We start from the raw sequence: 12,876 nt of genomic DNA on the forward strand, positions 1-12,876 counted from the left end.
CGCAGCGCGCTCTTCTGTGGGAGCGGCTTTAGCCGCGATGCTTTTGAAGCGCTATCGCGACCTCACCTCACCTCACCTCACCCACACAAACAATTACGCCCTTGTTGCTTGGCCTGATACAGCGCGCTATCCGCTCGCGCAATCAGACTTTGCAAGGTGTCATTGGCGCGCATCTCCGCTAAGCCAATCGACATCGTCACCCCTGGCAGCACACCCACCGGCGAGTAAAACGAAGTCACCTGCTCCAACGCCGCGCGCAGCCGTTCGCCGATGGCGCGGGCTTCGTCGGCGTTCATTTCCGGCAGCAGAATCACGAACTCTTCGCCGCCGTAGCGCGTCAGGCTGTCTTTGGGGCGCAGCTGATTACGCAGGGTATGCGCCACCAGACACAACGCGTAGTCACCGGCCAGGTGGCCGTGGTTGTCGTTGTAGGACTTGAAGTGATCGACATCGAGCATCAACAGGCACATCGGCTGACCGTTAAAGGCGCAGCGGGTGTTCTCCCGTTCAAAGATATGTTCCAGCCAACGCCGATTAAAGGCGCCGGTCAGGGTGTCGACGTTGGCGTTCTGCTCGCTGTCGATAATGATCTGGTTACCCTGACGCACACGCTCGCAGAGCAGTTGCAGCAGGTTTTGCATCAGCTCCGGCGATTGCGCGAACAGGCTGAACAACGACTCGCGGTGCAGACGCAGGACCAGGCAACGGCCGGCCGCGACCACATAGGCAGACGGGTGATCGTTGTCGATAAAACTGATTTCCCCCACGCACTCGCCGGGCTGAAGGGTGGTCACGGCAGGGTTGTCCAACGAGCCGAGGAACACCTTGAGTTCGCCTTCCAGCAACACGTAAAGGTGCTGGTTGCGGTCGAACGGAGAGAGGAGCACTTCCTCAGCGTCCAGTTCGAAGGCATGAAACTTTTCCAGCAGGCGCCCCAAGTTATGGGCCGCGACGTTCTGGAACAGACGCATGTCATGGATGGAGTGCAGGTCGGCCTGCCACTGCGCGTTTTTCATCGCAATTGAAGCGTTCCGTGTGTGTGAACAATAGGGAATGGCATCGCGACGCGTCCTTTCGTAAGTGCGAAAACCCGATTTGCTGAACTGCCTGACGAGGCCCCGGTTGGCGCAGGCGATCATCATGTTCGCTGCGCCAGCGGCTGGCGTTTCGCCGTTTCAACGGGTTGGTGAAGACCCAGGTGAACCATAGCTGGCATGGCGGCGCTGTGCTGCTCAGCGGTTCACAGCCCGACAATAATTCTGAGTCTGCTACCGATTTTTCCGTTCACTGTTTATTTGGGTAGCCTCAGGCGCCGGCTACTACCTCGTAGCGAACCGAGTAGCCGGCCAGGCAGTCGTCGACGGCTGCACGGCGCGTCGCGTCTAGCTCTTGTAGGTACACACGTGCCAACTGGCCGTAGCTGTCGTGAGCTGTCACCTCTACCTTCACCTGCGGATCGATATGCCGTAGGTCGGCTTCAAATACCCGACGGATGGCGTCATAGCGCAGCGTTGGTTTAAAGGTTTTGCCCACGGCAGTGAGCGGAATGGCGTCGATGATCCACACATCTTTGGGCACGGCGGCTCGTTCCGGGATATGTGCAGCGGCGTGGGTCATTAGTTCTTCAGCGCTGACCGTCGCGCCTGGAACTAACTGCACGTACACAACCGGCAGTTCACCCGCTTTCGCGCACGGCTTGCCGACGGCCGCGGCCAGCGCCACGGCAGGGTGTTTGTGCAAGGCTTCTTCGATCATTTGCGGGTCGATGTTGTGGCCGCCGCGGATGATCAAGTCCTTGCTGCGCCCGGTGAGCCAGATGTACCCGTCCGCATCGATGCGACCCAGGTCGCCTGTGTTGAACCAGTCGCCATCCACCCAAATGCCCGAATTCTTGTCGGCCTGCAGGTAGCCCTTGAAGACGGTGATGCCGCGCAGCACCAGATTGCCGATTTCATTCTCGGCGGCGTCGCGCAGGTAGTTGCCTTGCTCGTCGAGCACAGCAATTTTCACCTCGCAATAGGGCATGCGAATGCCAATGGACCCCGGCCGACTTTCCCCCGCCGGCGGGTTGCCACAGGTGCCACACGTGCCTTCGGTAAGCCCGTAACCCTCGATCAGCTTCAGCCCGGTTTTGCTTTCGAACTGGCGAATCAATTCCACCGGCATCGGCGCTGCCCCGCACAAGGCATAGCGCAGGCTAGAGCAAGTCATGGCCGGCGCTCGGCACTTGCAACAGGCCGGCGTAAATAGTCGGCACGCCGCTGAAGAAACTGACGCGGTAGCGCTCGATAATTTTCCAGAAGTTCTGAATCAGGCTCGGGTTGCGATAGCCCTGCGGCGTGGCGAGCAGCACTTCGGCGCCGACATAGAACGGCGCCAGTCCGGTGACCATCACGCCGTTCACATGGAACAGCGGCAAACCGCACAGGGTCACGTCGCTGGCATGCAGGTCGATGGCGAAGGCGAGAATCATCGCCATGGCCACTTCGTTGCGGTGCGTGTGCGGCGCCAGCTTCGGCGTGCCGGTGGTGCCGCCGGTGTGGAAGAACGAGGCGATGTCGTCCGGGCTAATGATGCGGCCGCTTTCCAGATGATCGGCGGGGCAGTCGGCGATCAGCTCGTCGAAGTCGAGCACGCCAGCCGGCAAGCCGCCGCGCTGGGCCTTGATGCCGCTTCGCTGTGGTTCGGGAAGGTAGTTGGCCATGTCCACGGTGACAATGTGCTTGAGCTCCGGCAACTGCTCGCGCAGGCCGGCGACTTTGTCCCACAGGTCGGTGCCGGGGAAGGGCGCCAGCGTCACCAGCACCTCGGAGTCCGAAGCGCGGATCAGCTCAGCGATGTGCTCGCTGTCGAGCAGCGGGTTGATCGCGTTGACCACGCCCGCTGCTTCACCGCCCCACAAGGTGAAATGCGTATGCGGCAGATTCGGCAGCAAGAACGACACCGCCTTGCCGGCGCGCACGCCCAAGCGGTGCAAGGCGTTGGCGGTTTGCGTGACCTTGGCGAACAGCTCGCCGTAGCTGAGCCGATACGGCTGTTCTTCACTGTTGCCCTGCAACAAAAAGGTCAGTGCCGTGGCGTTCGGGTTGCGCGCTGCACTGCGTTGCAACACGGCGTAGGTGCTGGGCGCCATGTCGCGGTCTTGCAGGGCTATTTGCTCAATCGCCAGGGTGTCGCGCAACGAAGCGATAGCGGGAACTTGCGCGGGTTGATGAACAACGGCTTGGTTCATGTGCGGACCTTTTCTGCTGTGCGGGTTTCAGCCCAACTGCGCTGCCAGCAAGTGCCGATATCGCGCACTTCCTGCGGCAACACTTCATGGCTCATGGGGTATTCCTGCCAGGTCACGGGCACGCCCTGCGCCTCGAGGCAGTCATGCGCAGCGCGGCCCATGGCCCGCTGCACGATGTCGTCAAACGTGCCATGCAAACAGTAAACCGGCAGTTGTTTTTGTATCCGCCAGCACCACGTCGGGGCTCAAGGTTGGCGAATAGGTAGACAACGCCAGCACGCCACCCAGCGGCCCTTGCCAGCGCAGGAACGCTGCGTGATACACCACCGCGCCGCCTTGGGAAAAGCCGGCGAGGAAGATGCGCGAAGGGTCGATGCCGCCGTCGCGCTGCGTTTCGATCAGCTCGATCACCCGCTGTGCCGAGGCTTCGAGCTGTTCGTTGTTGATCGCCCGCACCGGGCTCATGGCCAGAATGTCGTACCAGCTCGGCATGGCGTAGCCACCATTAATAGTCACCGCTTGGGTAGGCGCTTGCGGCAACACAAAGCGCGTGCTGGTCAGTTGTTGCTGCAAAGCTTCGGCCACCGGCAGGAAGTCGAAGCGATCAGCGCCCAGGCCGTGCAGCCAAATAACGCACGCGTCTGCAGAAAGTGTGGGTTCGAGTATCAGATTTTCGTGCATGCTAGGCTCCAGTTCGGTGCGCATGCCCCGCTTCGGGGCGCCGCTTGAATGAGGGGTTGGTGTATCCGTTACGAACATGTCGCAAGGCTACAAGTTTTGCTCTTGACCTGCCTAATTGGGCCTTTTCAAGAGCGTGTGGTACGGGCTTTGCTATAGACGGGTTAACCGGTTGCATGCCCCAATTTGGGTAACACTCCACCGTTTGTACGGTCCGACTCATGCAAAGTAGAGCGGCACGGTAAACGGGCAATCGCGTTACGCAGGAACATACTTAAAAAAAAGCCACGGGAAATTCCCAACAGATTCGCCGCGGGTCACTTCGGAAAAGTGACTAAGCGAACGGGAAAAATCCCCAACCCGCTTATTTCAGCAAACCCATGCGAAGAGTAAGCGGGGGGTGAGTTTTGGCCGATGGGGGCATCGCCAACTAGACTCGCTCCCAGGTCTGCACCCCGTTTCAACCGTCATCCGATGGACGAGCGTGCCTCAAAAGGGTACGGCGGTGGGGCCAAGACTCCAAACACAACAACAGCAACTGGAGGTTTTAATGAAGATGGTGAAATCCACCCTGGCTATCCTGACCGCAGCGACCATTCTTGGCGCCAGCGGCTTCGCTCAAGCGGGCGCGACTCTGGATAAGGTCAAGAAACAAGGCTTCGTTCAGTGCGGTGTAAGTGACGGTCTGCCGGGCTTCTCGGTTCCAGATGCCAAGGGTAACTATCAAGGTATCGACGTTGATATCTGCCGCGGTGTTGCTGCTGCCGTGTTGGGCGATGCATCGAAAGTGAAATACAGCCCGCTGACCGCCAAGGAACGCTTCACCGCGATCCAGTCCGGCGAAGTCGACATGCTGTCGCGTAACACCACCTGGACCAGCTCCCGCGACGCGGGCATGGGCCTGGTATTCACCGGCGTAACTTACTACGACGGTATCGGCTTCCTGGTTAACAAGAAGCTCGGCGTTTCCAGCGCCAAGGAACTCGACGGCGCGACCATCTGCATCCAGGCCGGTACCACTACCGAACTGAACGTGTCCGACTACTTCCGTTCGAACGGCCTGAAATACACCCCCATCACCTTCGACACCTCTGACGAAAGCGCCAAGTCGCTGGAAGCCAGCCGTTGCGACGTGCTGACCTCCGACCAATCGCAGCTCTACGCTCAGCGCATCAAGCTGGCCCAACCAAACGACTACGTGGTTCTACCGGAAGTGATTTCCAAAGAGCCTCTGGGCCCAGTCGTGCGTAAAGGCGACGAAGAGTGGTTCAGCATCGTTAAGTGGACCCTGTTCGCCATGCTCAACGCTGAAGAAGCAGGCGTGACCTCGAAGAACGTTGAAGCCGAAGCCAAAGGCAGCAAGAACCCGGACGTTCTGCGTCTTCTGGGTGCTGACGGCGAATACGGCAAAGACCTGAAACTGCCGAAAGACTGGGCAGTACAGATCATCAAGCAAGTGGGTAACTACGGCGAAGTGTTCGACCGCAACGTCGGTGCGGGCAGTGAGCTGAAAATCGAACGCGGCCTGAACGCGTTGTGGAACAAAGGCGGCCTGCAGTACGCACCTCCGGTTCGTTAACAGGCTGTCAGCCGTCTGACCGGGTGCGCTCGGTCAGGTGGACGGCCCAGTGATTGCTTTGCGGTCACTGGGCTTTTCCGTTTCAACGTTCCTGGGGCACTCACTCCATGCAAAAACAAATCGGCACCTCGCGGGGCTTTTCGCTAAGCGATCCGCGTTTTCGTGCCTGGCTATTTCAGATCATCACCATTGCGGCGGTGGTCTCAATGGGCTGGTTTCTGTTCGATAACACGCAAACCAACCTGCAACACCGGGGCATTACCTCGGGTTTTGGCTTCCTGGAAAACAGTGCCGGTTTCGGTATCGCCCAGCACCTGATCAGCTACACCGAGTCGGACACCTACGCACGGGTGTTTGTCATCGGTCTGCTCAACACCTTGCTGGTATCGGCCATCGGTATCGTGTTCGCCACGATTCTGGGCTTTATCCTCGGTGTGGCGCGGCTGTCGTCGAACTGGATGGTCAGCAAGCTGGCCACTGTTTATATCGAGACCTTCCGTAATATTCCGCCGCTGCTGCAGATTCTGTTCTGGTACTTCGCGGTGTTGCTGCCTCTGCCGGGGCCGCGCAACAGCCTGAATATCGCCGACAGTTTCTTCCTCAGTAACCGTGGCTTGTACATGCCCGAGGGCACCATGGCCGATGGCTTCTGGGCCTTTGCCGTGGCGCTGTTACTGGCCATCGTCGGCACCGCGCTGATGGTGCGTTGGGCCAACAAGCGCTTTGAAGCCACGGGTGTGCCGTTCCACAAGTTCTGGGCTGGCCTGGCGATCATGCTGGTGATTCCGGCCTTGAGCGTGGTGATTTTCGGTGCGCCTGTGCACTGGGTGGCACCGGCACTCAAAGGCTTCAACTTCGTGGGCGGCTGGGTAATGATCCCCGAGCTGCTGGCGCTGACCATCGCCCTGACTGCGTATACCGCCGCGTTTATCGCGGAAATTGTGCGTTCGGGCATCAAGTCGGTAAGCCACGGTCAGACCGAGGCGGCTCATTCCCTGGGCCTGCGCAACGGTCCGACGCTGCGCAAGGTGATCATCCCGCAAGCCCTGCGCGTGATCATTCCGCCGCTGACCAGCCAATACCTGAACCTGGCGAAAAACTCCTCGTTGGCGGCCGGTATCGGCTACCCCGACATGGTTTCGCTGTTTGCCGGCACGGTGCTCAACCAGACCGGGCAGGCCATCGAAGTAATTGCCATCACCATGAGCGTGTACTTGGCCATCAGCATCAGCATTTCCCTGTTGATGAACTGGTACAACAAGCGCATTGCGTTGATCGAGCGGTGAGGAAAGGCGCATGACGACTCATACTTTCAAACCCGACATGCCACCGCCGCGCAAAAGCGTCGGCGTAGTGGCGTGGATGCGGAGCAATCTGTTCTCCAACTGGCTCAACACACTGCTGACGTTGTTCGCCGTGTACCTGGTCTGGTTGATCGTGCCGCCGCTGCTGAGCTGGACGATTTTCGACGCCAACTGGATTGGCACCACCCGCGCTGACTGCACCAAGGAAGGCGCGTGCTGGGTGTTTATCCAACAGCGTTTCGGTCAGTTCATGTACGGCTTCTACCCCACCGAATTGCGCTGGCGTGTAGACGCCACCGTATGGCTGGCAATCATTGGCGTGGCGCCGTTGTTCATCAACAAGTTTCCGCGCAAAGCTGCCTATGGCATTGGCTTTCTGATCGTGTATCCGCTGGTGGCCTTCTGGCTGCTGCACGGCGGTTACTTCGGTCTGGAAAACGTGCCCACCAGCCGCTGGGGCGGCCTGATGCTGACCCTGGTAATCGCCACTGTCGGTATTGCCGGTGCCTTGCCGCTGGGTATTGTGCTGGCGCTGGGACGGCGCTCGAACATGCCGGCAATTCGAGTGGTCTGCGTGACCTTCATCGAATTCTGGCGCGGCGTGCCGCTGATCACGGTGCTGTTTATGTCCTCGGTGATGCTGCCGTTGTTCCTGCCTGAAGGCATGAGCTTCGACAAACTGCTGCGGGCGCTGATTGGCGTGATCCTGTTTCAGTCTGCCTATGTGGCGGAAGTGGTGCGCGGTGGTCTGCAAGCCATTCCCAAAGGTCAGTACGAGGCGGCAGCCGCCATGGGCCTTGGCTACTGGCGCAGCATGGGCCTGGTGATTCTGCCGCAAGCCCTGAAGATGGTGATTCCCGGCATCGTGAACACCTTCATCGCGCTGTTCAAAGACACCAGCCTGGTGATCATCATCGGCCTGTTCGACCTGCTCAACAGCGTCAAACAAGCGGCCGCCGACCCCACGTGGTTGGGCATGGCCACCGAGGGCTACGTGTTTGCAGCCCTGGTCTTCTGGATTTTCTGTTTCGGTATGTCCCGCTACTCCATGCACCTGGAGCGCAAGCTGGACACAGGCCACAAGCGTTAGGAGTCGATTAAATGAGCGAAGCGATCAAACAGCCTGTGAGCCCTGAAGGCATTATCCAAATGCAGGGCGTGAACAAATGGTACGGCCAGTTTCACGTACTCAAAGACATCAACCTGAACGTGCAACAGGGCGAGCGCATCGTGCTGTGCGGGCCTTCCGGCTCGGGCAAATCGACCACCATTCGTTGCCTCAACCGTCTGGAAGAACACCAACAGGGCCGCATCGTCGTTGACGGCGTGGAACTGACCAATGACCTCAAGCAGATCGAAGCGATCCGTCGTGAAGTCGGCATGGTGTTCCAACACTTCAACCTGTTCCCGCACCTGACCATTCTGCAAAACTGCACGTTGGCGCCGATGTGGGTGCGCAAAATGCCCAAGCGTCAGGCTGAAGAAATTGCCATGCATTACCTGGAGCGCGTACGCATTCCAGAGCAGGCGCACAAGTATCCGGGCCAGCTCTCGGGCGGTCAGCAACAGCGCGTCGCCATCGCCCGTGCCCTGTGCATGAAACCGAAAATCATGTTGTTCGACGAACCCACTTCCGCGCTCGACCCCGAGATGGTGAAAGAGGTGCTCGACACCATGATCGGCTTGGCTGAAGACGGCATGACCATGCTCTGCGTAACCCACGAAATGGGCTTCGCCCGCACCGTGGCCAACCGCGTGATCTTCATGGACAAAGGCGAGATCGTTGAACAAGCCGCGCCAAACGACTTCTTCGACAACCCGCAAAGCGACCGTACCAAGCTGTTCCTGAGCCAGATCCTGCACTAGTAGGGGATGGGTCAGAAAAAGGAGCCGCGAGGCTCCTTTTTTTGTGGGCGTTGAATCGTCCTGGGCGGCGTCGGCTGCGCCTTATTGCAAATGATCCAGCAACCGCAGCGCCGCCTGTTGGCCACTCAGCCAGGCGCCTTCTACGCGGCCGGACAAGCACCAGTCGCCGCACACGTACAAGCCCAGGTCCGCATCCACCAGCGAGCCCCATTCATGGCTGCTGGCCGGCCGTGCGTACAGCCAGCGGTGGGCGAGGGTGAATGCCGGTGCTGGTACGGCGCAGCCGATCAACTCGGCGAATGCGCCGTGCAGGTGTTCGATGGCTTCTTCCTTGGTGAGATCCAGGTGCTGTCGGCTCCAGGCGCTGCTAGCGTGCAGCACCCGGGTATCCATCACGGTTTCGCGGCCGGGTTTGCTGCGGTTGCGGGCCAGCCAGTCGAGCGGGCCTTCGCGCACGAAGCAGCCTTCGACCGGGGTATCCAGCGGTTCGGAGAAGGCGAGGGAAACCGCCCAGGTGGGGTCCATGGCCACGCTGGCAGCAGCGCCGGCCAGTTTCGGCGCGGCGGCGAGCAGACCGCTGGCTTGGGAGGCGGGGGTGGCGATGATCACCTGGCTGAACGGGCCGTGTACCTGGCCTTCGGCATCTTGCAGGCTCCAGTGCTCGGGGCCGCGGAATACTTCGGTAATGCGGCAGGAAAACTTCACCGGCAGGGCGCCAAGCATTGCTCGGGTAATGGCGCTCATGCGCGGGGTGCCGACCCAGCGAACTTGCTCGTCCGGCGATGCGCCCAATACGCCGTTGCTGAAGGTGTACAAGCTGGGCGTCCACTCGGCGACCCAGCCTCGGGCCTGCCATTGGTGTACGGCGTCGATGAAGCGGCGGTCGCGGGCAGTGAAATATTGCGCGCCCATGTCCAGCGCGCCGGCGTCGCTGCGCTTGCTGGCCATGCGGCCACCGCTGCCACGGCTTTTGTCGAACAGTTGAACGCTAAGACCTGCCTCGTGCAGGGTTTGTGCGGCAGAAAGACCGGCGATGCCGGTGCCAATAATGGCGATGGGGAAACTCATGTCTGACCTCTAAATTCGCAAACTGGGCTGACGCTCTCCTGGTTTGGCCATGGGCGTGGAAAAGCAGCTGCCGACGACCCCGCTTGGAATCATCGTGCCTGCTTTTGCGAGTTCCTTCCCTCGCTCTGATTCGCGGATTGGCCACAGGTTCGAACGGCCTGTGTGCTTGTGTTAGGTATAGAACGCTTGAACAGCGGACGCCTGCTTTGTTCGTCGCCTGGCAAACGACAGATTCGCCATTAATCAGCGCAATAGCCATGACCGATTTTGCAATTTCATGCGTTTGCGCGATGCTGTGCGCCGTTTCTTCACAACCGCTCCGCTTTGCTAAGGAATATGCATGACCGATCACGCCTTGCTTCTGGTCAACCTTGGCTCACCGGCCTCGCCGCAGGTGGCCGATGTACGCAGCTATCTCAATCAATTTCTGATGGACCCGTACGTAATCGACCTGCCATGGCCGATTCGTCGACTGCTGGTGTCGCTCATTCTGATCAAGCGTCCTGAGGCTTCCGCTGAAGCCTACGGCTCAATTTGGTGGGAAGGCGGCTCGCCGCTCATTGTGCTGAGCCAACGTCTGCAAGCAGCAATGAAAAACACCTGGAAACATGGCCCGGTCGAACTGGCCATGCGTTATGGCGAGCCGTCGCTGGAAAACGTGCTGACGCGCCTGGCCAAACAGGGCATCAAGAAAGTTACCTTGGCGCCGCTGTACCCGCAGTTCGCCGACAGCACCGTGACCACCGTGATCGAAGAAGCCAAGCGCGTAGTCAGTGAGCACAAGCTGGCATTGGAATTCGCCACGTTGCGACCTTTCTACGCCGAACCGATTTACATCGACGCCCTGGTGGCCAGCGCCAAGCCCTATCTGGAGCAAGGGTTCGACCACCTGCTGCTGAGCTTCCACGGCTTGCCGGAAAGCCATATCCGCAAACTGGTGCGCAACCCAAAACACGACTTGCGTGCGCCTGACAGCAAAGGCGTGAGCGACGAAATCATGGCGTTCTGTTATCGCAGCCAATGCCAGCGCAGCGCCGAAGCGTTTGCCGAGCGTATGGGCCTGAAGCCGGGGCAATGGTCGGTGTCGTTTCAGTCGCGCCTGGGCGCCAACAAATGGATCGAACCGTACACCGAAGCGCGCCTGGACGAACTCGGCAAGCAGGGCGTGAAAAAGCTGCTGGTGATGTGCCCGGCCTTTGTTTCCGACTGCATCGAAACCCTCGAGGAAATTGGCATTCGCGGTGAAGAGCAGTTCAAAGAGGCCGGCGGCGAAGAATTGGTGCTGGTGCCGTGCGTCAACGACCACCCGCAATGGGTTGAAGCGCTGACGACGCTGTGTGAAAACGCGCCGGCGGGGCTGGGAAACCCGTTGAAATCGTAACAGCGCTTTGCCGTTTTGCTCAAAGCCCCGCTTGTGCGGGGCTTTTTTATGCCGATGCGAAAAGCTGCGCGCTCAGGCGGTGGGTCGTTCGGAATCACTGCGACGAGGGCGCCGACGGCAAGGCCAAATGTCCGCCATGAAAGCCGTTTCCAAAGCACCCAAAAGTATGAGTTTTACCGGCCGATTTGCCCGGTCAATCACCCCAAAGTACCAATGCCAGACGGCCTGACTGGTAGGTCATTCGCCAACGCCTTTACGCTGCATTCGCTAGGCTGATAACGACCAAAACCACCCTCTGTTGCGGCTACTCTGCGAGCACTTTCAACGGCCGCGCGTTGCACTGGCAGCGCCGAAGGAGACCATGGTGCATAACAACAATAATGCCGGCTATCCCTCCAGCCTCCGCGCTTGGGGCACCGTCACGATTCTGATGGTGGCGTACGTTCTATCGTTTATCGACCGGCAGATTCTTAACCTGCTGGTGGGGCCGATCCGTCGCGATCTGGAAATCAATGACACGCAAATGAGCCTGCTGATGGGCTTGTCGTTTGCGCTGTTCTACACCATCTGCGGCATTCCCCTCGGGCGCCTGGCCGACACCAAAAGCCGTCGCGGCCTGATCGCCATTGGCGTGTTGTTCTGGAGCGCAATGACCGCCGCCTGCGGCATGGCGCGTATGTATTGGCAGTTTCTGCTGTGCCGCATCGGCGTGGGCGTGGGCGAGGCAGCGTTGTCGCCGGCGGCGTATTCGCTGATTGCCGACAGCTTCCCCAGCGACCGTCGCGCCACCGCCATCAGCGTGTATTCGATGGGCGTTTATCTGGGCTCTGGCCTGGCGTTTCTGCTCGGCGGCTTGGTCATCAAATTCGCGTCGGCGCAAGGCGATGTGGTGTTGCCGGTGATCGGCGAAGTGCGGCCGTGGCAGCTGATCTTCCTGCTGTTGGGCGCAGCCGGCGTGGTGTTCACCTTGTTGATGCTCGCCGTGCGTGAGCCGGCTCGTCGTGGCGTCGGCGCCGGGGTGGCCGTGCCGCTGGCCGAAGTGGGGCGCTACATCCGTGCCAACCGCACCACCGTGATCTGCCACAACTTCGGTTTTGCCGGTCTGGCCTTCGCCGGCTACGGCAGCGCCGCGTGGATTCCCACGTTCTACATCCGCACCTACGGCTGGGACGCCGGCCATGTGGGCGTGGTGTACGGCAGCATCGTGGCGGTGTTCGGCTGCCTGGGCATCGTCTTCGGCGGGCGCCTGGCGGACTGGATGAGCAAGCGCGGCCGTACCGACAGCAACATGCGCGTCGGCCTTATTGCCGCACTCGGCGCATTGCCCTGCGTGCTGGCGTTCCCGCTGGCCAGCACCGGCAATATCGCCTCGGTGATGATGGCGCCTGCGGTGTTCTTCCTCAGCATGCCCTTTGGCGTCGCCCCGGCTGCGATTCAAGACATCATGCCCAACTCCATGCGCGGCCAGGCGTCGGCGATTTACCTGTTCGTCATCACCTTGATCGGCCTGGGCGTGGGGCCAACGGCGGTGGCCTTGGTGACCGACTACGTATTCGCCAACGACAACGACCTCAAGTATTCGCTGCTGATCGTCACCACCGTGGCGGTGCTGTTCTCGGTGGCGTTGCTGGCCAAAGGCTTGAAGCCGTATCGGGCGAGTGTTGAGCGCTTGAAAGGCTGGTCGGCAGAGTCGTCGGTCGACGCGGTTGGGGTTGCGGCCAAGGCTTGATTGCTTGCTGGGCTAATCGCGGCTAAAGCCGCTCCCACA

The 12,876-nt window shown here is 60.1% G+C and carries 8 protein-coding genes and 2 pseudogenes; 6 read left to right on the forward strand and 4 right to left on the reverse strand.

What is annotated here, in order from left to right; translation table 11 throughout:
- Window positions 1-77 precede the first annotated feature (77 nt).
- From ACZZZP_RS03730 to ACZZZP_RS03740, 3 genes and pseudogenes are all read right to left on the reverse strand, one after another.
- Complete coding sequence (locus ACZZZP_RS03730; protein WP_463381843.1) at window positions 78-1,016, reverse strand: GGDEF domain-containing protein; 939 nt, start codon at window positions 1,014-1,016, stop codon at window positions 78-80.
- Between the two features lie 289 nt (window positions 1,017-1,305).
- Window positions 1,306-3,232, reverse strand: a pseudogene (locus tag ACZZZP_RS03735) (acyl-CoA synthetase).
- Window positions 3,233-3,259: 27 nt separating this feature from the next.
- Window positions 3,260-3,913: pseudogene (locus tag ACZZZP_RS03740) on the reverse strand (alpha/beta hydrolase).
- A gap of 547 nt (window positions 3,914-4,460) precedes the next feature.
- Between ACZZZP_RS03740 and ACZZZP_RS03745 the strand changes: the two are divergent.
- The 4 genes from ACZZZP_RS03745 (at window position 4,461) to ACZZZP_RS03760 (ending at window position 8,659) form a co-directional block, all read left to right on the forward strand.
- The gene (locus ACZZZP_RS03745; protein ID WP_122492822.1) at window positions 4,461-5,489 is read left to right on the forward strand and encodes an amino acid ABC transporter substrate-binding protein; all 1,029 of its coding nucleotides are present in this window, start codon (window positions 4,461-4,463) and stop codon (window positions 5,487-5,489) included.
- A gap of 107 nt (window positions 5,490-5,596) precedes the next feature.
- Window positions 5,597-6,775 carry an amino acid ABC transporter permease gene (locus ACZZZP_RS03750; protein ID WP_463381845.1) on the forward strand — a complete coding sequence of 393 codons (1,179 nt, stop codon included), beginning with the start codon at window positions 5,597-5,599 and terminating at the stop codon, window positions 6,773-6,775.
- Window positions 6,776-6,785: 10 nt separating this feature from the next.
- Entirely contained in the window at window positions 6,786-7,883 is a 1,098-nt protein-coding gene (locus ACZZZP_RS03755; protein WP_463381846.1) for an amino acid ABC transporter permease, read from the forward strand.
- An 11-nt stretch (window positions 7,884-7,894) separates the two neighbouring features.
- On the forward strand, window positions 7,895-8,659 hold the full coding sequence (locus ACZZZP_RS03760) for an amino acid ABC transporter ATP-binding protein (protein WP_122452069.1): 765 nt from the start codon (window positions 7,895-7,897) through the stop codon (window positions 8,657-8,659).
- Window positions 8,660-8,740: 81 nt separating this feature from the next.
- Here the strand turns inward: ACZZZP_RS03760 and ACZZZP_RS03765 are convergent, their stop codons facing one another.
- On the reverse strand, window positions 8,741-9,727 hold the full coding sequence (locus ACZZZP_RS03765) for an NAD(P)/FAD-dependent oxidoreductase (RefSeq protein WP_463536280.1): 987 nt from the start codon (window positions 9,725-9,727) through the stop codon (window positions 8,741-8,743).
- 340 nt (window positions 9,728-10,067) lie between these two features.
- On the opposite strand from ACZZZP_RS03765, the gene hemH reads away from it, so the two are divergent.
- Complete coding sequence (gene hemH / locus ACZZZP_RS03770; RefSeq protein WP_463381847.1) at window positions 10,068-11,108, forward strand: ferrochelatase; 1,041 nt, start codon at window positions 10,068-10,070, stop codon at window positions 11,106-11,108.
- 364 nt (window positions 11,109-11,472) lie between these two features.
- Window positions 11,473-12,837 carry a spinster family MFS transporter gene (locus ACZZZP_RS03775; RefSeq protein ID WP_463381848.1) on the forward strand — a complete coding sequence of 455 codons (1,365 nt, stop codon included), beginning with the start codon at window positions 11,473-11,475 and terminating at the stop codon, window positions 12,835-12,837.
- Window positions 12,838-12,876 lie beyond the last annotated feature (39 nt).

The sequence above is a fragment of the Pseudomonas sp. AC211 genome, assembly GCF_979258055.1.

Coding starts and splice junctions, on each gene's coding strand:
- ACZZZP_RS03730 (WP_463381843.1), bottom strand. CDS start 1,016: ATGAAAAACGCGCAGTGGCAGGCCGACCTGCACTCCATCCATGACATG.
- ACZZZP_RS03745 (WP_122492822.1), top strand. CDS start 4,461: ATGAAGATGGTGAAATCCACCCTGGCTATCCTGACCGCAGCGACCATT.
- ACZZZP_RS03750 (WP_463381845.1), top strand. CDS start 5,597: ATGCAAAAACAAATCGGCACCTCGCGGGGCTTTTCGCTAAGCGATCCG.
- ACZZZP_RS03755 (WP_463381846.1), top strand. CDS start 6,786: ATGACGACTCATACTTTCAAACCCGACATGCCACCGCCGCGCAAAAGC.
- ACZZZP_RS03760 (WP_122452069.1), top strand. CDS start 7,895: ATGAGCGAAGCGATCAAACAGCCTGTGAGCCCTGAAGGCATTATCCAA.
- ACZZZP_RS03765 (WP_463536280.1), bottom strand. CDS start 9,727: ATGAGTTTCCCCATCGCCATTATTGGCACCGGCATCGCCGGTCTTTCT.
- hemH (WP_463381847.1), top strand. CDS start 10,068: ATGACCGATCACGCCTTGCTTCTGGTCAACCTTGGCTCACCGGCCTCG.